The sequence below is a fragment of the Bdellovibrio sp. ZFWA1 genome (assembly GCF_056175665.1).
In genome coordinates this window covers 137,555-159,908 of the sequence record NZ_JBJKJH010000004.1, presented here as the reverse complement: position 1 = coordinate 159,908, position 22,354 = coordinate 137,555, and the positions used below count along the sequence as shown (strand labels likewise).

The following is a 22,354-nucleotide window of genomic DNA, read 5'->3' as shown; positions in this document are numbered from 1 at the left end:
GTATTTCTTCATTTTGTTGACCTACAAGCAGGATGCGAACTCTTTGTTTAAGGTAGGGGTCTTACCTTTTGAGTTGCCTCGACGATTTCCATGTATTCTTTTTGAAATAATGACATTAAATCTTGGGCTGTGGTGTGTGGATCTAAGTTTAGATCATTTAAACACAGGGTGGAAACTGGTGTGCCTTCATTGGTTATGTTCATGGCAAAATGAATCATAATAGAAACCGGGGATCTTGAGGCGATACTGATCGAGAGTTTTTGCTTGTTAAAGTAAATATCGTCACCGTCTCGGCGAAGGCTCTTAATCTGGGGGTTCTTAGAGCGGGATTCTACATAGTCTTTGCAAATAGATGCAAATAAGCGCTGCAGACTAACGCCGGAAAATAGATCTTTATCGAAGACTTCGATGATAAAGTGAAGCATTTTATCGCCTTGAATCGGCGACTGCGCTAACAAGTCTTCCCCGTCGGCCATATGCTCAAAAGGTATCGAGCATGAGCCTATCCATGATATTATAGAGGGTCCAAGTAGGCGATGTTCTAGATAGGCATACAACGAACGAAGCTGGCTACCATCATAAGCAAATTCATTTTTGATGAACAGAGTCTTCATGCTTATTTCCCGTTGTTATAGGCGTGATTGCAAAGCAAAGAGCCAATACGGCGGAATTCACTGAGAAGGTCTAAGTGAATCGAGCTTGTATTGATAGACATTGCGATGCCACGATTCAGGCGCGAGATGTGGTTTTCGCGGAACTGAATTTCTATTTTTGTTAAGTCGCGTTTAAGCTGAATTACGTCAGGGCAAAGCTCGCGATTAGTAAATGCCGAAATCGCCATAGCAGCCACCTTAACAAGTTCTTCGTGCATTTTTTTAATCTCGGCCCAGCCCTCATCCGAAAAGTGTAACTTAAGGGCGCCTTTTTTTACGGCCAGAGCATTGATGTTAATATCAATAGCATCCGCGGCCCTTTCAAGATCACTTAAGAACATAATCATATTCATAATGTTCTGGTGAACCACTGTATTGGATTTGTTGGCCTGATCTAGTAAAAACATTTTTGTTTCTCGGTACAGAAAATCGACTTTATTATCGCGTTCTTTGATCGAGTGAATAATGGCAGGATCTGCGCCTGTTTCTAGGGCCTTCAGGGAGTCTTGAATCATAGAAAGAACAATATCTGCCGTTCGTAAAATCTCTCGCTGGGCATAAGAAATAGCTACTGCCGAACTTTGGTAAGTGTTCATGTTTACGAATTCAGTTCCAAAGACATCGGATTGATCCTTTGGAACCAGTTTTTCAATCAACCGAGCGCCTGGCTTGATGAATGGATAAAATATGATCGCCGAGAAAATATTAAAGTAGAAATGCCCATTTGCCACATAGCGAGGGATTGTTGTTTCGAAGCTTGTGAGGAAAGTGATAAAAAGATGAGTGAAGGGGTAGAAAATTAAGACGCTGACGGTTTTGTAAAAAAAGTGAGCCCAGGCAACTTGGCGACCAATGTAGTTCGAAGTTGCCGCAGCAATCAATGCAACTGAAGTGGTTCCGATATTGGCACCGTATACCCAAAGCATGGCATCGTACAGGCTGATCGCTTTAACCGCAGCCAGTGACATGGCAAGACCAATTGTGGCTGCAGAGCTTTGCACAACAGCAGTAAATGCAATCGCAGCCAAAATTGAATAACCAGGATTGTCCCGAAGTGACTGAAAGGCATCGGTTAAAAGTGGATTTTCAACAAAATGATGAGACGCTAGGCTGATCATCTTGAGGCCTAAAAACAAAAGGCCAAATCCCATGAAGACCTGGGCGATGTTTTTAAAAAGAGTTTTCTTCGCCTTCAAAAAAAAGGCAAACGCTATCACAAAGAGGGGAAGCGCATAGACGCCGAGATCAAAAGAGATCAATTGAACTGTAAGAGTTGTTCCAATAGCCGTTCCAATGATCACACCCATAACCTGAGGAAGACTGATAACACGAGCAGAGCCTAGACCTACCAACATCGAAGTGACAGCTCCCGAACTCTGCATCAATGTGGTGAGGATCACACCAACGCCGATAGCTAAGAAATTTGACTGGGCTAGTTTGTTGAGAAGTCCTGTGATTCTTCCAGACATGATTTTTTCAAGGGAAGAATTAGAAAGACTCATTCCGTAAAGGAAAAAAGCGATACCACTAAGAAGTATAATAAAAAATGAATTGCCAGTATCTATCATGTTGATTTCTCGCTGAGGCTCCAGAAAAAGAGTATCATAGCAACACTTGCGGGAATGAGAAAGCCCCAATACTGTGCGTGAAGATAAATATACGCAGACAGACCCGAGCCTAATACAAAAAGACCTATAATTGAGGCTCTCATCGTATTGGCTCGTATTTCGTTTTGGCGAGTGTTCAGTTTATGAGCGTGCCGCAGAATGCGAATAACTCCGATGGCTAGATCCGTAGTGATGCCTGTTAAGTGGGTGGTTCTTACCACCGTTCCGAAGGCCGAGCTGACCGTGGCATTTTGGAGCCCACAAGCAAAAGACAAAGTCGCTAAAAGAAAGTAGTCGGCATAAATATTTGCAGGTGCGCCAAATTCGCCGAACTTGTTAAAGACGCCAAGCAAGGCGACGGAAATTAATAGGGCCGAAAGAATAAAAAAGACCAAAGAGTACAAAGGCCGTTGGTCCTTTTGGATGCGAGTATCTACAAGAAATGCGGATAGCATAGCTCCTATTAAAAAAAATCCCGGGACAGAGAGTAGGCCAGCCGCAGTGACCCAGTCTGCCTGAACCATTTCGGCGGCGAACATTGTCGCAAATCCGGTAGTGTGCGAGACAAAGCGGTGGCAGGCTAGAAAGCCGCCGATATTAATAGCTCCGGCTTGGAATGCCATCGAACCCCAAATGGTCGCATTTTCGGCAGAGTAATGAGAGAGTGTTTTATTCTTTGAAAACATGCATTGAGTTTATCGTCATTTAGCTTAAAATTCGTTAGAGTTAATGCGAATTTAGGCATTATTTTAAAAAGGAAAATAGGAGTTCTGTTTGAAATTAATTACTGTGGTTGCTGCGGCTATCGTCGAAGGTCTGGATATTCTTATCGTTCGTCGAGGTCCAGGTCAAAGCGGTGCAGGGGAGTGGGAGTTCCCGGGTGGCAAGCTCGAGCATGAGGAAAGTTTCGAGACCGCTTTGCATCGTGAAATTACTGAAGAGCTTGGCATTTCGATTATTATTCAAAGCAAGATTGGCGAACACAAACATCTTTTTCAGCAAATCGGCAGCAGTTCATCCAGTGGTTCTTCGAATAACAAAATGATTCACTTGCATTTGTATCTTTGTAAGCTTGCTCCACAAACTCGACGCGACGACATAGTGCTCACCGAGCACGACGGACAGCGATGGCTGCCGATTCAAGACTTGAGTGAAGAGGGGCTATCAGAGCCCGATCGTCCCTTTGTGAGACAAATAAAAGAAAATTGTTTAATCCAAGAAAAATGATTTTTCATGAGTCGTGGGGAGTCTGCAGCTATCACGCTTCCCCCATATTTTATAGCGGCGTGTGGCCACCATATCATAAACGAAATCCCGAAAAAATCGCGGGAAAAGCAGCAGAGGCATTAACAAAAATCCCCAGCTGACAGCGTCGTTAATAACGTAAAGTGCGGCTTGACTCTTGATGAGATTTTTTCCGTTTCGATGATAAACAACAGTATTTAGGCTCCTGTATTGTTCTTCAGAAAGCATTTTTTGAGCCGTTATTCCTTGCAAAGAAGCAAAAAAAACTTTGTTTGATCTTTGATGACGGATCAAAAAATCTACAAAATTATTGCAGAGATTGCATACTCCATCAAAAAAAAGAACATTACAGTGATTTGAGGCCATCTTGCTTCCTTTCCTACTATAATGGGGTTAACGAGAGGATTTGTCATGGAAGTTTTTGTGTTTCCCATTATGAACGTCACATTGTTTCCATTGTCCTGTCCGAGCAACCCCCGCACAGAGTGGGCTGAAGTTTAAGTCAACACTGTGTTTGAAGGTGACTGATCCTGTTCCCAGTGTTTTCTTCTCAGTTCTTGGGCTTTCTGTCTAGCCCTTTCTCTTCGCTTCATTAGTTCGTAGCGGCCTTGGTGATGAACGGAGTTCGGGGCAAAGCCACCGTTGCCTTGATTGGGCCGGTGGAAGTTGTAGTCATAGATCTTTGCCCCGATCAACTTGTGAGCCACCTCTTCATTCTCGTACTGTTCTTGAAGATAAATTTCTTCTCTCTTTAACGTGCCGATGACTCGCTCTGTGCGAGCATTGCCTGTGGGTCTACCGATGCCACTGAGCCATAGCTTCAACCCCTGGATCTCGATGTTGTTCTTGGTATAAGCCGCCGTATTAGCACTGCCATGATCGGCAACGACGATTGGACGAAGTGCCCCATGCGGCAAAAAATCAATGCGCTCTTTGGCAACGGCTTCAGTGACAACTGTTACCACTTCGTGTTGAGTGATTTTGTGATAAAGGCCCCAAGACAGGATTTTTCTTGAGTGCCAGTCAAGCAGCACGAGTAAAAACATAAACTTGCCGTTCACATTGACCCACGTCCAATCCATCCCCCAGATTAGATTACTTCGCCAAGGTTCATGCAACAGCATGTCCTCTGGTGGGACGATGAGCTTGGGCGGCTTTTGTTCAAACGGATGATTCAGGCCGTGGGCCTTCATAATCTCGGCGACTTTGGTTTTACCAATGAAAGCCTTGGCGTTTTTCTCTAAGTGGTAAGCAATACGTCGGCAGTGCCAGTCGGGATTTTTCTTGGCGAGCCTTACCACGGCCTTTTCTTCTTTCGGTGTGATCTTGTTTTGGCCGCCACCGCCACCGTGATTCTCCTTTAAGCCATTTTCCTTCCATCGATAATACGACCGAGGATGCACCTCAAGCGCATCACAAATCTTCTTTACTGAGTGATGCTTAATATGCTCATCCACGAAGGCCCGGAGGGCCTCTCGTTGATCCTTGGTCAAATGACGGCCATATAGTGGCCCCTCTAAACCAAGCGACTCTTTTTTTTCATTGCAGCGAGTTCTATTGAAGTTTCGAGTAAGGCTTGAGCCAGCACTTCTTTTTCGGCTTTGAGTTCTGCCATCGCTGGATCTTCTTTTTGCTTTGGACCGCGCTTGATATCTTTTAGACCCGCAATCCCGCTTTGAAGGAACTTCTGCTTCCAACGCGAGAGTTGCGCTGGCGCAATGTTTTCTCGGCGACAAACGGCGCTTGCGCCCAGGCGTTCGGCCTCTAACACCAACTCCGCCATTTTCTCTGCTGATCTTCTTGTCCGCTTTTTCTTTGCTTCGCTCATTGTGACCCCTTTGTATCATGGTTTGTTCTCCTTTGAGAACTAGGGCTACCTTCGAGATTTCAGCTACTTAGCTCAAAATCCGCACACTTTTTTGACTTAAATTATCCCGCCATCTGTGACGAACGAGCCCGGACAGCACACCATCGACCGCGAAGCCATTAAATGTCTTTGAGGCTCGCTATGTCGAGATGATTAAAGAGTCCGTAAGAACGGGAACTCCTGTGGCTTTGGTGTTTGTAGAAGATCCGATAATAGGGTTGAGTGCGATGGATGGGCGCAGTTTAGACGGCACCCGAGAGATCGCAGGTTATGGCCGGCCCATCATTGTCGATGAAAAGAATAATGGCAGCTTGCTTGTGATGATTCAGGCACAAGGCAAAATGCGTATTGATCGTATTAAGCCGGGGACCGAGCACCCGTTTCTTGTTTGTGAAGGTGTTGCGATAGAGGAAAATTCTCTTCTTGAGGATCGTAATATTGAAGTTCTTGCGGGTCTTTATCGTGTTCTTCGCCGCTGGGTTCATCATCACGTCGCAGATCCAATGCAGAGAGAGATCTTTATGAGTAAATTAAAGACTCCCCAAGACATCGTTGGACATTTTTGTGCTTACTTGGTTCGTGATAATGATCTTCAGCAGTACCTACTAGAAGAGGACAATATCAATAACAAAGTATGGACCTTGGTTCGCTTGCTAGAGTCCAACGAGTTATCGGCTTGATTTGTATATAAATGTCCATCTTATAAGAAGGGCCCACAACGTGTGGGCAATTGCTAAGTGGATCAATTTCATCCAAGTTGGCGACAGCGCAAGTAGAGTGCTGGCGCCGAATGCGATGGCGATTAAGAATGCCAAAGCAGTTTGCCCCGAGACCTTGCGAACAAGTTCTGAATTGTTTTGATCTAAATTGTTTTTCCAAAGTCTGTAAATCAAAAACCCACCAACACTCAACGCAACGAGCGGGTGGAGAATTCGAAGTCGGACCAAATAGTGGGCGTCGCCCGAAAAATCATTCATTAATCCAGATAACAAAGACTCCGAAGGGAATAGAGTCGTTGAAAGGGAGGCCCAGGCGCCCGTGACCGCAAAAACAAGAATCCAAAGAGTTTGAGACTTAAAGAAATTCTTTATTTTCAGAGAGCTGTCTCCAGCCTCTAAGGCAACCCAGCAGATCGCGATAGCTCCCGACAATAAAAGACTATTGATTTGGTGAAGTGCCATGACAAAAGCTCGAAAAGGTGTGTCGTTCGATGTAACCAATCCAAAGATGACCAGTTTTGCTCCTAAAAGCGCTTCAGATATAGTAAAAATAAACGTCATCAAAGAAGCGCGATATGCTAATAAATTTCTATTTAAACTTTTTCGGCATTTCCACCAAAAGTAGGCAATAAGAATACCATAGATACCTGACATCAAGCGATGACCGTATTCGACCCATGTTTTTCCACGTTGAGCTTCGGGGATCAGTTTGCCTCCGCAAAGAGGCCAAGTGTCGCCACAGCCATCTCCAGAGTGGGAAATTCGCACCCAGGCACCCCAAAGAATAACTAGTAAGGTGTAAAAGAAAATAAATGCGGCCCACTTCTTCAGGGTGTCTTGTTGGGCTCTGGCATCTACTTTTTTTGTTTGATCGCAACTAGATTGCATTTAAACACCTCTCTAGAGTTGACTTCATTGATGTAGATGAGCTTTAACAAATATATGGGTAAAAATCACGAACACACGCATTCCGGCGCTTGCAGTCATAATCACTCTAAAAGTGGTCATAGTCATCACCATCATCATGGGCACCACCACCACCACCATCATCATGGGGCCAGTGGGCGTATGGGGTTTGCATTATTTTTAAACTTGGGTTTTGCCATTATTGAGTTGATCGGAGGATATCTTTTTAATTCGGTGGCGATTCTGAGTGATGCCCTTCATGATTTCGGAGATTCTTTTGCTCTGTTGTTGGCATTAATCCTAGAGAAATATTCGCAAAAAGGGAGCGATGCTAAATATTCATACGGCTATCGCCGTTTTAGTGTGCTCGGAGCCATCATTACCGGGATGATTCTACTGATCGGTTCGGTTTTTATAATCATCGAAGCGGTTCCGCGGTTGTTTACCCCGCAAACTCCGAATACGACGGGGATGTTGGTCTTGGCGGTTTTAGGGGTTGCCGTAAATGGTTTTGCGGCATGGAAGGTGTCGAAGGGTGAAAGTCTGAACGAGAAAATGCTGATGTGGCATATGCTCGAGGATTTGATGGGTTGGGTTTTGGTACTTATCGGTGCCATTCTAATGAAGCTTTTCAATCTTCCGCAGATCGACGCCGGTTTGGCGATCGTTTTAGCTTTATGGATATCGTTCAATGTGTTTAGAAATCTTCGCGAAGCTTTAAAAGTTTTCTTAATGGCCTCGCCAAGTTCGGTTCTGATCGGAGATATCGAGGCAGTCATTCTAAAAACTCCGCAAGTGTTGAGTGCCCATCATTTGCACATTTGGAGTCTGGATGGAGAAAAGCATGTCTTTACTGGGCACGTGGTTGTGGCCTCTGGTACAGACCAATCGCGTGTTGATGAAGTCCGGGCGACCTTAAAAAAGGCGTTGAAGGAGTTCGGTATTGTTGAGGCGACGATCGAAGTCGAAACGACAGAGACTCACTGCGAAGATCCCCAGCACGAACCCAAATAGCAGCTACTCTAGGGCAGACTCGATTTCTTTGAGGCGGTTTTTATGGAAGCCTTGGATGCGAAGCTTGAGGCTTCCATCCGCATTAAAAATAAAAAGAGTTGGAAGGGCTTTGACTTTTAGTTCTTGTGCCAGGATTCGATTTTTATCATAGTAGACCATCAGGGCGAGGGGATTGCTCTTTAAGAAACTTTCAGCGTCGGCCTTAACGTTATCTTCGTTGATCGCTATAAATTCAATATTTTTATTTGAAAACTTCTTTTGAATAGCATTGTACTCACTAAAACTTTCCTTACAAGGTCCGCACCAAGATGCCCAAAAATCTACAAAAAGCTTTTTGTTTTTTGGAATTTTAGAATCAAAGGTAGAGTTGGCAAGATCGTAGGGGAAGTTAAGAGTTGCATCGGAGGCAAAGGCATTTCCGACCAGAATCAGGCTTGCAAGGCAAAATGCACTCATTTGGTTTTTCATAACTTATATTCTTTCAATGTAGGGGAGCAGCAGGTCTCTTCCTTTTATCTTCGCTCGAAGGACCGATAAAAAGATAAAAACACCGCCAGTTTTTCTATCTAAAAAGAGTATTTCTTTTGGCGGCGTTCGCCAAGTGAACTCTCTTATAATTTGAAAGACCTTTTTTGAAAGGCGGTTGGGGAGGTCGGTATTCTTCCAATCATAAGTTCCATCTGCGGCAATTTGGCCGTGATTGTTCCTAGGATCTTCGTAGGCAATAAAGGGTTCTACGGTTTCAAAGCAGAACTCTTCAAATACCTTAATTAGGCGAGGATCGTCAGAGTCTTGAACGAAGCCCAGTTGTTTAGCTGCATTAAGGAAAAACTCTTTATCGTTAATCAACGAGCCTTTGACCATTTGGCAATAGGGGCCTAAAAAGCTCTGTTCGTACTTACGAGTGGCTCCAAAATCAAGTAAGACAATTTGGTCTTGACCGTTGGGGTTGACGCGAATTTTATAGTTTCCGTTGTGTGGATCCGTTTGCACGATACCCCAGTCGAAAAGTTCTTTAAAATACAGATCTAAATAAGACTGGGCTAGTTTATTGCGGCGTTCTTGGGGGAGGTTCTGAATTAAGGAATCGTCTACTCGAAGGCCTCTTTCGAAGGACGTGGCCAGAATTTTTCCCGAACAATAGCGGCGGTAAACTCGGGGGACAATGAAGCGTGCATCTTTCTCTAGAAGTTTTCCGTACTCTTCGGTTAAATCAGCTTCCATCTTGTAATCACACTCTTGATTCAACATCTCGCGCACTTCTTCGAAGACGGGGTCTAAGCTGATGTCCTTAGGGAGGAGTTTTAGAACATTTAAAAGAGTCTTTATTGCTCGCAAATCACTGTCGATGGCTTTGTCGACATCGGGATACTGAATCTTCAAGCAAATACTTTCGTTGGTTGATTTTATACGGGCGCGGTGAACTTGTCCCATCGAAGCGCAAGCCAATGCTTCTTTTTCGATTTCAAGTTCTGCCAGCAATTCTGGCGAAAGATGCTTCTGCAAGATAGGTTCAATTGCTGACCATTTCAAAGGCGGCGAGTCTTGTTGCAGGCTTTTCAAAAGCTCATTGGCCTCGGGCGGCAGGAAATGCTCTCCATACATTGATAGCATTTGACCAGCTTTCATCAAAGACCCTTTAAGTTCGCCAAGTTCAGAACTGAAAACTCCAGCCTGAGACTTTAAAAACTCTTTCCAGTTTTCTTTTTTATCTGCCGAAGATTTGCCGACGCTCGTTAGTCCGTGCCCCGCCATCTTGGCGCCTGTCGACAAAGTAAGCTTTGCCATAGCCAAACTGCGAGAAAAGACCGAAGATTTGATTCGATCTAAGCCGTCTTTATTTGAAACTTTAGAATTTTGCTTTTTGTCATCTTTAGAGTTCGTCATTGCTTTAAGTTTTACCTGAAGTTTAAAACTTATTAAACTTAAATCGAAATTGAGGTTGAATCTATGTCTAAAATCACACTCTATTGGATGAGGCGAGATCTTCGTATAGAAGACAATGCGGCTCTTTTTCATGCTCTTAAAGAGCAGTCGCAGGTTCAACCCTTGTTCATTTTTGATACAGAGATTCTTTCTAAACTAGAGCGAACGGATTCTCGAGTCACCTTTATTTACCAAGTTCTCGAGAACCTGAGAGGGCAGTTGCGAGCCATGGGGGCTGATCTGTGGGTGTTTTTTGGTCGCCCAGAAGAGGTCCATAAAGAGATTGCCAGCAAATATCAAATTGCCTCTGTCTATTGCAATCACGACTATGAGCCCTATGCGCGAGCCCGAGATGAAAGAATTCAGAAATTATGGGCTTCTAAGGGGGTTGTATTTAAGACCTTCAAAGATCAAACACTTTTTGAAAAAGATGAAATCCTGACGGGCAATCAACGTCCCTACACGGTTTACACTCCTTATAAGAAAAACGTGTTTTCCAAGTTGAATGACTTCTATCTTAAGTCCTATCCCGTTGATCTGTATCTATCTTCACTGCGTAAGACTTCCCATGAGTCGTATTGGCTTTCTTTGGATCAAATGGGATTTAAGGAATCCACGTTAGAGTTTCCCCCTCTAGAGATCTCGTCTCAGTTGTTAAAAAAGTATGCTGAACAACGAGACTTTCCTTTTATCGAGGAGGGGACGTCGCGCTTAGGATTGCATTTAAGGTTTGGCACTCTGAGCGTTCGCGAGCTGGCACGGGAAGGTCGAAAGCTTTCAGAGACTTTTTTGTCCGAGCTTGTGTGGCGAGACTTTTTTATGCAGATTCTTTGGCATTACCCTCATGTTGAAAAAGAATCGTTTCGTCGGGAGTACGACAAAATTGCCTGGCGTAGTAGCGGCTCGGACTTGCAAAGATGGAAAGAAGGTCAGACGGGCTATCCTATAGTTGACGCTGGCATGAGGGAGCTGAACGCAACTGGGCACATGCACAATCGTGTTCGTATGATCGTAGCAAGTTTTTTAACCAAACATCTTTTAATTCATTGGTACGAGGGGGAACGTTACTTTGCCAGTAAGCTTTTAGATTACGATCTTTCGGCGAATAATGGAAATTGGCAATGGGCTGCAGGTTCGGGCTGTGATGCGGCTCCATATTTTCGAATATTTAATCCGGAAACTCAGATGAAGAAATTTGATCCCGATTTGAAGTATGTTAAAAAATGGGTGCCTGAATACGGCGGTTTTAGGTACGTCAAACCTATTATTGATCACAACGAGGCGCGAGGCCGATGCCTACAGGCCTATACATTGGCATTGAAGGGGAAAAGCTCATGAAAATTTTAATCACTGGTGCAACGGGTTTGGTTGGTAAAGAACTTGGCAAGGCTTTAGTTGATAAAGGACACGAGCTGGTTGTTGTGACTCGCTCTAAGAGGAAAGCATTTTTGGAAGTTCCTTTCAAGGCCACTTTTATCGAGGCCAATCTAGAACAAGCCCCCTTAAGCTCGACCAAGTTAGAAGGGATCGAAGCCGTCATTCATTTGGCCGGTGAAAATGTCGGTGGAGGGAGATGGAATGCGGCGATGAAAGAGCGAATCTACAATAGTCGAATTGTTGGAACTCGGCATCTTGTTCAGAGTCTTCCTTCGTCAGTGCATACTTTTATTAGCGCTTCGGCAACTGGATTTTACGGTCACCGAAGTGATGAGTCGCTAAACGAGAGCAGTTCGGCGGGCCAGGGTTTTTTATCGAAAGTTTGTTTAGATTGGGAGTTCGAGGCCTCTCGGGCTAAAGCCAGAACGGTCCTGGTGCGTACGGGTTTAGTGTTGGCACCAGCGGGTGGTGCTTTAGATAAAATGATCTTGCCATTCAAGGCGGGGGTCGGAGCTATCCTAGGTAGTGGTCGGCAATGGATGAGCTGGATTCATATTAAGGATTTGGTTCAAATTTATTTGCATGCTCTTGAGTCTGAAGAAGTTCGAGGCGCGATCAATGCGGTCAGTCCAGACCCTGTTCAAAATGCACACTTTAGTCGGGTTTTGGCGGACGAGCTTCAAAGGGGATTGGTGCCGGCGGTACCGTCGTTCGTTTTAAAAACGGTCCTTGGCGAAATGAGTTCTTTGGTTTTGGATTCACAAAAAGTTTTTCCAGAGTTTCTATTGCGCAAAAAGTTTAGTTTCAAATTTGCTGATATTCGGGAGGCATTGAAGGATTGTTTGAGTGATCGGAGGGGGACCTCGGAGGTGATGTATGCCGAGCAGTTTTTGCCTTTGCCGATCGAAGAGGTTTTTAAATTCTTCGCCGATGCTCACAATCTTGAAAAGATAACCCCACCCTTGTTGAATTTTAATATTAAACAGGTTTCCACACCGGAAGTCGTTAAAGGAACCTTGATTCAGTATCAACTCAAAGTACATGGTTTGCCGATGAGATGGTTGACCGAAATCGCTGATTGGCAGCCACCTTTTCAGTTTGTTGATAATCAATTGAAAGGACCCTATTCGCTTTGGCATCACACCCATAGTTTTAAATCAGTTCCTGGCGGAACATTGATGATTGATCGTGTTCGCTATCGATTGCCCTTGGGATATTTAGGTTGGCTAGGTGGTTACTGGATGGTTCGTCGCGATGTGGGAGCCATTTTTAGTTACAGACGAGAAAGTATCTTAGGCTTTCTAAACCTGAAACAGTATATTAACTAGGCTTAGTTTGTGAATTCCCGATAGTTTATCAAGATAGTGTTTTAATTTTGTCATAAACTACGACTCTGTTTCTTTTTAGCTGTCTTAAAAGGGGATTCAGTCCAGCGCATAGTTTAGAATTGATAAAAATATGAGCCAACTGTTGGATTCGATGTGTTCTTATATTAGCATTGTTTAAAGTTCATAAAACTAGGGGAAGCAATGAACACATTAGATTCGCGCGTTTTGGTGGTTGAAGATGATTTGGATCTTTTGGAAAGCCTCAAAGAAATTTTATCTTTAGATTTTAAGCATGTGATTACTGCTGTAGACGGAATATCGGCGTATCTTGCTTTAGAAGAGCAAGAGCCTGACTTAATTTTTTCGGACATTAAAATGCCAGGTTTTGATGGTTTAGAGCTAATCACAAAGCTTCGGGCTGAGGGGAAGAATATTCCTGTCATTCTTGCGTCTGGGACCGCTGACAAGGCCGATTTGATGAAAGCCTTACGCCTAGGCGTGCATGATTTTGTCGAAAAACCATATACAACCGAGACGGTGCGGACAGCTGTCTTCAGGGTTCTAGAAATTGCAACTCGAGAGCACGATTTGCAAAACCTTATTAAACAATACGGCGAGGGTAGTCCCGTTGTGAAACGTCAGCAGCGCATGATTGGATTGTTTCAGGTCGTCAATGCCTCTAGAAAATAGAGTCTCCGTGTTTTAGGTTAAATCTGGTCTTTAATCAGAAATCCCATTCAGTTAAGATAATTGAATGGGATTTTTTCGTGTAGGCCTTGATGGCCGTGATTCAATTGAAGTGAAGTACAACGAGCAGGGCGTGTTTGAATCAGGTCGGGTGAAAGCTTGTCTAGAGATCACGCGGCAAATGGCGTTGTTAAGAAAGAATTTTGGCGCTGATGTAAAAAAGTGGCCTATACCAGATGGCAACGATCATGGGTCGATGTTAATTCGCGAACTGATTCTTAAAGTCACTGGTCAGTGGCAGTTTCCATATTCTCACGATGAGGTTTGTCATTGTCGAACCGTAAGCACCCACACAGTGGATCAGGCAATCGTGGCGGGGGCGTCCAGCGTCGAACAGATTCAGCGAGAAACTTTAGCTAGTACCAGCTGTGGAACTTGTCGACCAGATGTTGAAAGTATTATTCGTTATCGACGCAAGTAGGGAGCGCAAAAGTGGATTTATGTAGACGACCCCTCTGGGGTCGTTTTAGTTTTTTTATCTAAAAGATATTTTTCCAACATAGGACCAATTTTACGACGGCAGCTGCCACCGCAAGGTCCCACTCCAGCGGTTGTTGCATCAAAAATTTCATTTAAGGTGTGGCATCCATTTTCGAAGGCATTTTCGATTGTTTCCCTGGAAACATTATTGCAGCGACAGATAATCTCTTTGCGAGTTCTTTGGTTGGAGTGTTTTTTTTGATCCTTAGAGTAGGGATTGTTCATTTTACTGAAAACACCGACTCATAGATTCGATCAAAGATTTTTTAATTTCATTATAATCGCCTTTAACAAAAGCGCCGGCTGAAAAGGCATGTCCTCCGCCGCCGATGGATTCCGCTACCGGTAGAATTTTTATCCGTCCTTTAGAGCGCAAACTAATTTTGAAAGCATTGCTAGCATCTTCACGCACTAAAACAGCAGCTTCGATACATTCGATATTCATAATCATATCAATGATATCTCGGGATTCGTCCATTTCCAGTTGGAAGCGAATCATATCCTCATCGCGAATTTTTAGAAAAGCCAAAAGACCATTATTGTGATACTCGATTTGACCTAGGGCCATCGCCAAGAATTTTATTTTATTGATGGTGTGGTTGCCGAACAGGTGGCGGTGTACTTCTTCGGTATCGATTTGATGTCCTAAAAGTTCTGCGGCAATCAAATGAGATGTCGGGCTGTTGCGAATGTATCGATAAAGCTGGGTATCAAAGGTGATCGATGTGTAAAGTGCGGTGGCAATTTCTTTATCTAGAGCGATGCCTAAATGATTGATTAATTTATAGGCCATTTCTCCTGTGCTCGCACAGCTGGTGTCGATCCAAGACTCTGGAGTTGGTTGAGGGCCCTGTGACAGAACAGGGTGGTGGTCAATGAAGACGATTTTTTTGCTGTGCTTTTTAAGTTCAGGGAAAAGAGGATTTAAAAGTCTTTCATCATTGGTGTCAAAAATAATGACTAAATCAATATTGTTTTCAACGGCAGGATTTGATTCGAAGTACTGAATGTAATTATCTGGCTTCAGAAATCGGTATTTTCGAGGTGTCGAATCGACGTTGATAATTCGAACATCCTTGCCTGCTTTTTTAAGTGCGAAATACAGGGCCATCTGCGCGCCCAGGCCATCGCCATCACATTGTTTATGCGTGCTAAGTACTATTTTTTGGGACGAGCCGATGATCTGTTTGAGTTGCTCCAGAAAAACTCCCTGTTCTTAAACAATCCCCTTAACGATAACCTGAATAATATCCAAAGAGTAGGCCAGCTAGACGCCGCGCAACATAATGTTTGCAATATGCCCCCGTCTTAGGTAAAGTAAGTGGCCTCATTTTTCGGGCAAATGGAGATTATAATGGCTAACATGAACGACAAACTTCCTATGACTATCCGTGGAAAGGCATTATTGGATGCCGAGCTTAAAAAATTGATCCACGAAGAGCGTCCAGAGATTATCAAGGCCATTGAAGAAGCGCGCGCTCAGGGCGATATCTCTGAAAATGCTGAATACGAATCCGCTAAAGAGCGTCAGGCGATGATTGAAGGGCGTATTGCTGAAATTCAAGGCAAATTGGCTGGGGCTGAAGTGATTGACACAGCTGCCATCAAGGCAGACCGTATTGTTTTTGGTGCGCATGTCACAGTAGTTGATTTAGAAACAGATGAAAAATCGTCTTATCAAATTGTTGGCGGTGACGAGGCAGACGTTAAAAATGGCATGATCTCAATTATGTCCCCTTTATCTCGTGCTTTGATCGGGAAAAAAGAAGGTGACGTTGTCACGGTTCAAAGTCCTAAGGGCGACCGCGAATACGAAATCGTTTCTTTTATGTATAAGTAAGCGCCCTCATTTTCATTTTTTGACTCGATGAAAATGAATTGCCCCTTTTTCTAGACATGGCAAACTAGTTCCATGGCGAATAAAAAAAAGGGTTTTGATTTTACCGACGACAAATATCTGATATCAGAACAGCCCGCGATGATGGTTATTTTAACTGGTCTCATCGCGGCTTTTTTTATTGGTTTTAGCTTAAAGGCCTTATTCAATCCGGTTCGCCTGACCGAAAGGGTCGCACAGGCCGCGGGGCGAGTTCACCGAGACGTCTCTATCACATTTGAATCAGCCGAGATGAGTTTAGCAGACGGAATTTTTCCAGATCTTGCGGTAATTATCAAAAATGTGCGTTTAAGTTCCGAAAAGATTTGTTGGGGACGTCCCGAAATCTATGTCGATGAAATCCGTTTGCCGATTTCAATTATTTCTTATCTGCGGGCGAAAGTGCCAATTAGAAAAGTGGATATTCACGAAATGGTAGTGAATATTCGTTCTCGCATTGAAAAGTGCGAAGGGGAAGTGCGCATTGCTCCCTCGGTTCGCGTGGCCGAAGAGACAGCCGCCGGGGCGTCTTTGGAAGCTTTGTCTAAGACCATGGGGGAAGAGTCCGAAGTGATTCAGCAGATGACTGAGGATACCCGGGACTTAAAGCGAAATCCTATAGATCGAGTCTCTATTTTTGCAATGCGGGTGAACTATATTCCAGAGCCTCGATACAAAGCTCAGTTCGATGCCATTCGCTTAAAAACCAAGGGGAATACGGGAAGAGGTTTTGTTTTAGATGCGAAAACTCATTTGTTTAAGGACGAAGCGGTCGGGGATTTTTTGTCCTACGCAAATTTGCACGTAGAATATACAGAGCAGCCTGAAGATAAAATCTTGGTGCATTTTTTTGGAAATCTTCGAGAAGGCTATTACAGTCTTATCGGGAACTACTCTTTTGCGGATCATTTGGTTAGTTTTGAAACCGAGTTAAAACATATTCCTTTGTCTTCGGTCGTAGGATTGAGTTCAAAAATTTCCGGCGAGCCTCCAAAAATTCATCCTAAAAAACTGTGGTTATCGATGAAGGCGCACTCAACGGGATTGGTTGAAGATCTAAAAAAGTCTGCTTTGCAAGTAAGAGATGTTTCTGTTGAGGGAGATCTCTTGGAGCTTAAAACGGACTTGATCGAATTCGAGAGCATCGAGCCTTTAAAATATAAGCCTATTCAGTTGCAGGTTAAAAATTTAAGCCTCAGCGAACTCTTCAACATCTACAGTAAAAAACTACCGTCAAAAACATTAGGTCGTTTGGGTGATTTTTCGGGGGTTGCGGACATTCGTAGTGGACAGGATGTTTCGTTAAAAGGGGAGCTTCGTGGTTTAGAACTTAATTTTTCGAATCGGGGAGATCGCGAAGTTCAGGTGGTTGAAAGAATGAATACTGAAATTCATTTTTCAAATTCTGGTTGGTTGGGTAAGGTGAATCGAATCGAATTGCAAAATGGAGTTCTGTCGGGCGATGTTGAAATTCAAGCTGACAAAGATTTTAAGAAAGTAAAAATATCGACTCAAGCCGAAGAAATTTTATTCTCTGAACCTGTTCAAAAGTTAATGACCGGCGGTGGTTACGTGAAGCCAATGAAGGCCGTCCTAAATACGGAAATCAACGAAGGTCGAATATTTGCAATGCGTGGTTTTATTCGCAGCGAAGGTTTTTTAATCGATAATTTAGAAATCAAAGCGATGGATTTGCAACTGGGTTTAGAAAAGTCTCAGATCACCATCAACGCTAAGTTGGGAAATCTAGATATTCCCAAAGACTCTGAAGCGTTTACGTTACTGTCCTCAGTGGTTCCGTCAAAGTGGGTTTCGGACCAGAGTTTAGAGTTTGCAGATATTCGTGGTCGGTTTGTTGTGCAAAGTCCGACCGAGCTCTCGTGGCATAATGTCAGTGGGACGAATAGCAAAAACCGTAAGGTGATGATTGATGGGGGTTGGAATAGCTCTGGGCAGGTTTATGGTCAGGTGCTTTCTAAAGAAGGTAATAAGACATTTAAGCGCTATCAAATTGGTGGAACTCGTGCCGTGCCGGTTCTGAAGGAGTTAAAACAATGAAGCCTTTACTTCAAAGTTTAAACTGGCAATCTCTGGCTTGGCCTGCGACGGCTTTTGAAGTTCCGGCTTTTCAGGCGCATCGTGGATATTGGGCAGGTGGAGCGCAAGAGAATACCTTAGAGGCCTTTGCTGAAGCTGCGACATATGGCTATGAAATGTTCGAGTGTGATGTGCAGTTAACAAAGGACTTGGTGCCCATAGTTTTTCACGACCGGGACACTTCGCGATTTCTGGCTCAGAGTTATGAAATTCGCTCTTTGACTTTGTCAGAGCTTAAAGAAATTTTACCAATGGTGCCGACTCTTGAAGAGGTTTTCCTTACCAAAGAGCGTCCTCGATTGATGAATCTTGAAATGAAAACAGATAAGTACTTTGAAGCCTTTTTAGAAAAGAAAGTGGCTGATTTGGTTAAAAAGTATCGACTGCAAGACCAAATAATGATTTCAAGTTTTAATCCACTTTCGCTTTGGATGATGTCCCAGTTTTTACCTCAGACATCTCGGGCGTTATTGGCAACGACGCAAAGTGAGCCGGGTAATAACTTTCTTTTAAAAAATATGTTATTGGCCCCAGTGGCGCAGGTGCATATGTTGAATCTTTGTCATGAAGATTTTTCGAGCGCTCAGATTTCACAATTTATCGATCAAGGATATAAAGTTTCATTGTGGACCTTAAATGATGAGGCCCGAGCTGTTGAAGAATTAGGGCAGGGCGTAGAAAGTATTATAACGGATATGCTTTCCCCGCAGCTAGTGAGTAAATAAAAAAAGGGCTTAAAGCCCTTTTTTGTTTTTACGTTGTCTTTCGATCAGATCGGGATCGTCGACGATATCATGTGCACTCACTTCGATTTCATTTTTGCTTTGGCGATAATTTTTTAAAGCCTTTCCTAAGGATTTGGTCACATCAGAGACCTTGTTTGGACCAAAAAACAAAAGAAATAGAAAAATAATAAAAAGCCAGTGTGTAAACGAAAATCCCCCCATGCGGGCCTCCCATTTTCAAGCTGACTTAGGCTACCTTATTCAACAGGCATGTCAACGACTTCAACGTCCGAGTCTGCGGCTTCTTGTTCTAGTGAAGATTCATTGGCAGCTTTCATTGGAACGACAGCTGTTTCGGTGTTGATCTCTTGCACATTGCCAAGCCCTTGGCTACTTTGTTTTTTAGGTAACTCTTTCGCTATTCCTTTCACAGGAACGGGGGCTGGGCTTGGAGTTAATTTAGCCTCTGTGCGTTTTTGCGGAGCTGCTTGCTTATCGCCTGAAATATCTTTTAGTTTTTTATCGTATTTAGCTTTTAATGCGGCCAATTCACTTTGATAGTCAGATCTGACCGATTCGATCTGCGCGTTCTTGGTTGTGGTGATACAGTCGGCGTAAGTCTGAACTGCAATTTCCTTAGCTTTAATGCGACAAGTAAGCTCTGCCGATGATTGGGCAATAGCTGCGGAACTTAAAAAAGTCATCGCGAAGAAAAAGAAACTATTCATAATAAACCTCATACTTTCAGGGGGTATTCCCCTACGGATCTAGGACTCAGAGTACCAAGAATCGTGCCGGTCCAGGTCCTCATTAAGGGGCTTTTGAGGCGTTCAAGGATGAAAGTTCTACATGTATGCTACGGCGATTGACAGTTCCAAGGGGGGCTTTTAGGATGCCGTTCTTTCCGCATTTTGAAGGGGGATATTATGGTAAAGGCGTTGTTTATTGCCTTGTTATTTGTAGGTTCAGTTTCACAGGCACGCTCTTTAAATGAACTCTTTGATATGCTTAAAGACAGCGGTGTTGATTACGAACCGGCCGGAGCCATTTGCGAGCAAGTGGCTATGATCGAGCTCAAAGTTCTTTACCCCGAATCTCAGTATCGCTTGGTGAATAGTATTGAATACACAAAGGGAAGCGAAACTATTGGCGAGCTGGATATCGTCGCAATAAATTTGCAGACCAATCAAGCGGATATGGTTGGCGAAGTGAAGTGTTGGACCTCTTTTAAGGGAGGACTGAAAAAGGCTGGCAACCAACGTCAGCGTTTTCAAACTTACCTAAATAAAAAAATCACGATCTTCGATAAAACAGGCAAGCGCTACTCAAAAGACCAATTTAAAAACGTTCAAAAATATATGTCTATTTCAACCAAAGGGGCGGTTGAAGAAGGTTACGACTACGAATTAGAAAACTCGTTAGACGAAATGAACGAACTTCGTAAGGCTTTATTAATCTGCCAAGATCAAGGCCGCTGCCCGCGAAAAAGATAAAAAATCGCTTTTAAAAGATGTAGATTACTTAGGGAGTATTTATGAAAAAAATTATTTTTACAGCCGTTCTTTTGTTGTCAGCAGTCGCTGAAGCCAAACGCGTAACTTTTGTTTTGATTAATCGGGGAGGCTTTGTGACCCGAATGAGTTTAGCCCTTCCGGGGCAGCCCATTTTTTGGACAAGCGACATGATTAAAATTGAAGAGCAAGCTAGACACGAATTTGAAATCGATGATTCTTATACTCACGTACGAGTCATGAGCGATGTATATATGGGTTATCCATGTGTTGTCGATGCTCCAGTTCCAATGGACGGCTGGACGACTGTGGTCGTTACCGAGGGAACGACGCTTTCGAATTTCTGTAAGGTATTATATTAGTAATACAGCGTGGAGTGTTGAGATAACCTTTTGACGCTGAAAAAAAAAGAGATGCCCTTTGATCTGTACCCAGAAATTGGTACAGGTTAAATAAAAGAGGTCCCTTCGATAAAACCCCTGTGTTCTGCAGGGGTTTTTGATTTTAAGCCCCATTGAGGGCGTTGCTTGTTATAGTAAGAGATGTAATTTCTTACCCTATTTTTTACTTCTTCATAGTTTTTACACGTGGATAAATCAAGCTCATCCTTTAAGTGACCAAAGAAGCTTTCTATTGGTGCATTGTCGAGGCAGTTTCCTCTGCGGGACATGGATTGCTGAACCTTATAACTCTCTAAGACATTTCTATATGCATAATTCGTGTAGTGAATACCTTGGTCGGAATGCATTGTTAAACCTGCCAGTTTTAACGGAGAAAGCTTATTCAAGCACTGCTTCGCAACCTCAGTTGATAAGTTCATACCGAGATATAAGGATGTAGAATAGGCGACTATTTCTTTTGTGCAGAGATCTTTAACTGCCGACAAATAGACCTTTTGAGAGTTACCGAATTTGAGCTCTGTAATATCTGTACTGTAAACCTCATCGGCCTTAGCGGGAGAGAAGTTCCTTGCCAGTGTGTTCTTCTTCACGGCATGTTCTGTTTGTTTAAAGAGATACCCATTAAACTTTCGTTTTCTTCTTATCTTCGTTACAAGGCCATATTCTTTTTTTAAACGAGCCACTTTCTTCGGATTTATGACTAAGCCGAACTGTCGTTGGATTTTCATCACCGTCGTGCGGATACCCGCCTTAGCATAACTCTTCTCGTGAACAGTTTTTACGAGTTTTAGAATTGGTTCGTCTTTATAAGTTCGATCAAGCTCATGTTCTTTCCAGTAGTAAAAGAGCGATCTTTGAAGATTCGCCACTCGACAAAGTTCTGAAATTCTAAGACGTGGTTGTTTTTCAATAGCCTTGGCAATTAAGATGCAACGCGATTTTATTCGCCCTTTTTTGCCAAGGCATGGAGCTTTTTTAGGAATTCGTTTTCCGCCTCCAGGTAGGCTAATCGTGCTTCCATTTGCTTAAGGGAAAGTGGTTCTTTTTTATTTGAAGAGCCCTTAGGGCGGCCCGTTGCGCCTTTTCCTCGGCGCTCTTCGGAAAAACCCTTTGTCCCGTGTTTTTCTTGGTTTTTCAACCAGCGAGCAATAGATTTGGAGCAGTAATTTTCAGGGAAAAATTTAGGATCTAAGCCTGCGTCAGCGAATATTTCTGCCGGGGATCGACCAATTTTATAAGCTTTAGTTGCTTTGATTTTAAACTCCGGAGTGAAGCTGATTTGCTTGTCTCCAAAACTAGAAATGCTAGAGCTATTGCCAAAAGCAGCTCTAGCGTTTTTTATCCAGGCTTTCATGATCTGTCTCCTTCTTGGAAGGATACCCCTAAAACCTTAACAGGTCTTTTTATTTTCCTGTCCTATTTTTGGGGTACAGATCACTTGGGGCATCTCTTTTTTTATTCTTAAAGCAAACTAACTAGACTTTAGTAAACTTAAAATAATTTAAATATGTAATTTAGTGCCTTTTCTCAAAATAAGTCGCTAGTTGTAATAAAGTTTCATAAACAAAACTCCGTATTGTTTAACGACAAAACTGGAGGTTTCCTTTGTTGAAGCTATTATCTGCCACAACTTTGATTTCTACAACTTTGCTTTTAGCCGCCTGCAGCTCTGGTAGTTCAAAAGGTGGGACAGGCGCAATTATCAGCCCAGCACAACCCATTGCAAATACGCCCGAAGCTGCGCAGAAGCAAATTTTGGAAGTTAAAGAGCAGATAAATAGCGATGTTCAGTATGCACTTCATGAAGATGATCTAGAAACCTTGGTTTCCGAGGGCTTAGTCGAGGATACTGAAATTAAGGCGTGGGTAAAATAG

Annotated in this window: 27 protein-coding genes and 1 pseudogene; 13 read left to right on the top strand and 15 right to left on the bottom strand. The window is 43.3% G+C overall.

What is annotated here, in order from left to right:
• Positions 1-47 precede the first annotated feature (47 nt).
• Genes AC04MN_RS15530 through AC04MN_RS15520 form a run of 3 tightly spaced genes read right to left on the bottom strand, consistent with a single transcriptional unit; the run spans position 48 to position 2,946 of the window.
• Positions 48-614: a DUF366 family protein gene (locus AC04MN_RS15530; RefSeq protein WP_475384123.1), complete on the bottom strand. Its 567-nt coding sequence runs from the start codon at positions 612-614 to the stop codon at positions 48-50.
• Positions 615-616: 2 nt separating this feature from the next.
• A complete protein-coding gene (locus AC04MN_RS15525; protein WP_475384122.1) occupies positions 617-2,221 on the bottom strand; it encodes a Na/Pi cotransporter family protein in 1,605 nt (534 codons plus the stop codon).
• On the bottom strand, positions 2,218-2,946 hold the full coding sequence (locus tag AC04MN_RS15520) for a YoaK family protein (RefSeq protein ID WP_475384121.1): 729 nt from the start codon (positions 2,944-2,946) through the stop codon (positions 2,218-2,220). Before AC04MN_RS15520 ends, AC04MN_RS15525 begins: the two co-directional genes overlap by 4 nt.
• An 88-nt stretch (positions 2,947-3,034) precedes the next feature.
• Here AC04MN_RS15520 and AC04MN_RS15515 point away from each other — a divergent pair, with 88 nt between their 5' ends.
• A complete protein-coding gene (locus tag AC04MN_RS15515) occupies positions 3,035-3,487 on the top strand; it encodes a (deoxy)nucleoside triphosphate pyrophosphohydrolase (protein WP_475384120.1) in 453 nt (150 codons plus the stop codon).
• Here AC04MN_RS15515 and AC04MN_RS15510 read toward each other — a convergent pair.
• The 3 genes from AC04MN_RS15510 to AC04MN_RS15500 all read right to left on the bottom strand — a co-directional run bounded on the left by AC04MN_RS15510 (position 3,470) and on the right by AC04MN_RS15500 (position 5,333).
• Positions 3,470-3,871 (bottom strand): thiol-disulfide oxidoreductase DCC family protein, encoded by a 402-nt coding sequence (locus tag AC04MN_RS15510; protein ID WP_475384119.1) that lies wholly within the window; start codon positions 3,869-3,871, stop codon positions 3,470-3,472. The two genes, AC04MN_RS15515 and AC04MN_RS15510, sit on opposite strands and share 18 nt — an antisense overlap.
• 131 nt (positions 3,872-4,002) lie before the next feature.
• Positions 4,003-4,962 carry a DDE-type integrase/transposase/recombinase gene (locus AC04MN_RS15505; protein ID WP_475381333.1) on the bottom strand — a complete coding sequence of 320 codons (960 nt, stop codon included), beginning with the start codon at positions 4,960-4,962 and terminating at the stop codon, positions 4,003-4,005.
• 59 nt (positions 4,963-5,021) lie between these two features.
• On the bottom strand, positions 5,022-5,333 hold the full coding sequence (locus AC04MN_RS15500) for a helix-turn-helix domain-containing protein (RefSeq protein ID WP_475381332.1): 312 nt from the start codon (positions 5,331-5,333) through the stop codon (positions 5,022-5,024).
• Between the two features lie 152 nt (positions 5,334-5,485).
• Between AC04MN_RS15500 and AC04MN_RS15495 the strand changes: the two are divergent.
• Positions 5,486-6,052 (top strand): annotated as a pseudogene (locus AC04MN_RS15495) (LON peptidase substrate-binding domain-containing protein); the annotation flags it as partial.
• Here the strand turns inward: AC04MN_RS15495 and AC04MN_RS15490 are convergent.
• Positions 6,041-6,979, bottom strand: a complete 939-nt coding sequence (locus AC04MN_RS15490) for a COX15/CtaA family protein (protein ID WP_475384118.1) — start codon at positions 6,977-6,979, stop codon at positions 6,041-6,043. The pseudogene AC04MN_RS15495 and the gene AC04MN_RS15490 sit on opposite strands and share 12 nt — an antisense overlap.
• 54 nt (positions 6,980-7,033) lie before the next feature.
• On the opposite strand from AC04MN_RS15490, the gene AC04MN_RS15485 reads away from it, so the two are divergent.
• Positions 7,034-8,011, top strand: a complete 978-nt coding sequence (locus AC04MN_RS15485) for a cation diffusion facilitator family transporter (RefSeq protein ID WP_475384117.1) — start codon at positions 7,034-7,036, stop codon at positions 8,009-8,011.
• Between the two features lie 3 nt (positions 8,012-8,014).
• On the opposite strand, the gene AC04MN_RS15480 is transcribed toward AC04MN_RS15485, so the two are convergent.
• Both AC04MN_RS15480 and AC04MN_RS15475 read right to left on the bottom strand, forming a co-directional pair.
• Positions 8,015-8,479, bottom strand: a complete 465-nt coding sequence (locus tag AC04MN_RS15480) for a TlpA family protein disulfide reductase (protein ID WP_475384116.1) — start codon at positions 8,477-8,479, stop codon at positions 8,015-8,017.
• A gap of 3 nt (positions 8,480-8,482) precedes the next feature.
• A complete protein-coding gene (locus AC04MN_RS15475; protein ID WP_475384115.1) occupies positions 8,483-9,898 on the bottom strand; it encodes an ABC1 kinase family protein in 1,416 nt (471 codons plus the stop codon).
• Positions 9,899-9,961: 63 nt separating this feature from the next.
• On the opposite strand from AC04MN_RS15475, the gene AC04MN_RS15470 reads away from it, so the two are divergent.
• From AC04MN_RS15470 to AC04MN_RS15455, 4 genes are all read left to right on the top strand, one after another.
• Positions 9,962-11,275 carry a cryptochrome/photolyase family protein gene (locus tag AC04MN_RS15470; protein WP_475384114.1) on the top strand — a complete coding sequence of 438 codons (1,314 nt, stop codon included), beginning with the start codon at positions 9,962-9,964 and terminating at the stop codon, positions 11,273-11,275.
• Complete coding sequence (locus tag AC04MN_RS15465; protein WP_475384112.1) at positions 11,272-12,642, top strand: TIGR01777 family oxidoreductase; 1,371 nt, start codon at positions 11,272-11,274, stop codon at positions 12,640-12,642. The genes AC04MN_RS15470 and AC04MN_RS15465 overlap by 4 nt, the downstream gene beginning before the upstream one ends.
• 201 nt (positions 12,643-12,843) lie before the next feature.
• Entirely contained in the window at positions 12,844-13,332 is a 489-nt protein-coding gene (locus AC04MN_RS15460) for a response regulator (RefSeq protein ID WP_475384111.1), read from the top strand.
• Between the two features lie 64 nt (positions 13,333-13,396).
• Positions 13,397-13,810 carry a (2Fe-2S)-binding protein gene (locus AC04MN_RS15455; protein WP_475384110.1) on the top strand — a complete coding sequence of 138 codons (414 nt, stop codon included), beginning with the start codon at positions 13,397-13,399 and terminating at the stop codon, positions 13,808-13,810.
• A 17-nt stretch (positions 13,811-13,827) separates the two neighbouring features.
• Here AC04MN_RS15455 and AC04MN_RS15450 read toward each other — a convergent pair whose 3' ends face one another.
• Together AC04MN_RS15450 and AC04MN_RS15445 are read right to left on the bottom strand one after the other, a co-directional pair.
• Entirely contained in the window at positions 13,828-14,094 is a 267-nt protein-coding gene (locus AC04MN_RS15450; RefSeq protein WP_475384109.1) for a (2Fe-2S)-binding protein, read from the bottom strand.
• A 1-nt stretch (position 14,095) separates the two neighbouring features.
• Complete coding sequence (locus AC04MN_RS15445; RefSeq protein WP_475384150.1) at positions 14,096-15,031, bottom strand: DHH family phosphoesterase; 936 nt, start codon at positions 15,029-15,031, stop codon at positions 14,096-14,098.
• Positions 15,032-15,232: 201 nt separating this feature from the next.
• On the opposite strand from AC04MN_RS15445, the gene greA reads away from it, so the two are divergent.
• From greA to AC04MN_RS15430, 3 genes are all read left to right on the top strand, one after another.
• Positions 15,233-15,709 carry a transcription elongation factor GreA gene (gene greA, locus AC04MN_RS15440; RefSeq protein ID WP_475384149.1) on the top strand — a complete coding sequence of 159 codons (477 nt, stop codon included), beginning with the start codon at positions 15,233-15,235 and terminating at the stop codon, positions 15,707-15,709.
• A gap of 72 nt (positions 15,710-15,781) precedes the next feature.
• Positions 15,782-17,803 carry a hypothetical protein gene (locus tag AC04MN_RS15435; protein ID WP_475384108.1) on the top strand — a complete coding sequence of 674 codons (2,022 nt, stop codon included), beginning with the start codon at positions 15,782-15,784 and terminating at the stop codon, positions 17,801-17,803.
• Entirely contained in the window at positions 17,800-18,567 is a 768-nt protein-coding gene (locus AC04MN_RS15430) for a glycerophosphodiester phosphodiesterase (RefSeq protein ID WP_475384107.1), read from the top strand. Before AC04MN_RS15435 ends, AC04MN_RS15430 begins: the two co-directional genes overlap by 4 nt.
• Positions 18,568-18,576: 9 nt before the next feature.
• On the opposite strand, the gene AC04MN_RS15425 is transcribed toward AC04MN_RS15430, so the two are convergent.
• Both AC04MN_RS15425 and AC04MN_RS15420 read right to left on the bottom strand, forming a co-directional pair.
• A complete protein-coding gene (locus tag AC04MN_RS15425; RefSeq protein ID WP_475384106.1) occupies positions 18,577-18,789 on the bottom strand; it encodes a twin-arginine translocase TatA/TatE family subunit in 213 nt (70 codons plus the stop codon).
• 35 nt (positions 18,790-18,824) lie between these two features.
• Positions 18,825-19,295 (bottom strand): hypothetical protein, encoded by a 471-nt coding sequence (locus tag AC04MN_RS15420; protein ID WP_475384105.1) that lies wholly within the window; start codon positions 19,293-19,295, stop codon positions 18,825-18,827.
• 198 nt (positions 19,296-19,493) lie between these two features.
• On the opposite strand from AC04MN_RS15420, the gene AC04MN_RS15415 reads away from it, so the two are divergent.
• The gene (locus AC04MN_RS15415) at positions 19,494-20,060 is read left to right on the top strand and encodes a hypothetical protein (protein ID WP_475384104.1); all 567 of its coding nucleotides are present in this window, start codon (positions 19,494-19,496) and stop codon (positions 20,058-20,060) included.
• Between the two features lie 41 nt (positions 20,061-20,101).
• Positions 20,102-20,440, top strand: a complete 339-nt coding sequence (locus AC04MN_RS15410) for a hypothetical protein (RefSeq protein ID WP_475384103.1) — start codon at positions 20,102-20,104, stop codon at positions 20,438-20,440.
• Positions 20,441-20,526: 86 nt separating this feature from the next.
• On the opposite strand, the gene AC04MN_RS15405 is transcribed toward AC04MN_RS15410, so the two are convergent.
• Entirely contained in the window at positions 20,527-21,402 is an 876-nt protein-coding gene (locus tag AC04MN_RS15405; protein WP_475384148.1) for an IS3 family transposase, read from the bottom strand.
• Positions 21,403-21,419: 17 nt separating this feature from the next.
• On the bottom strand, positions 21,420-21,833 hold the full coding sequence (locus tag AC04MN_RS15400) for a transposase (RefSeq protein WP_475384102.1): 414 nt from the start codon (positions 21,831-21,833) through the stop codon (positions 21,420-21,422).
• 251 nt (positions 21,834-22,084) lie between these two features.
• Between AC04MN_RS15400 and AC04MN_RS15395 the strand changes: the two genes are divergently transcribed.
• Positions 22,085-22,354, top strand: coding sequence for a hypothetical protein (locus AC04MN_RS15395; RefSeq protein WP_475384101.1), 270 nt, complete (start codon positions 22,085-22,087; stop codon positions 22,352-22,354).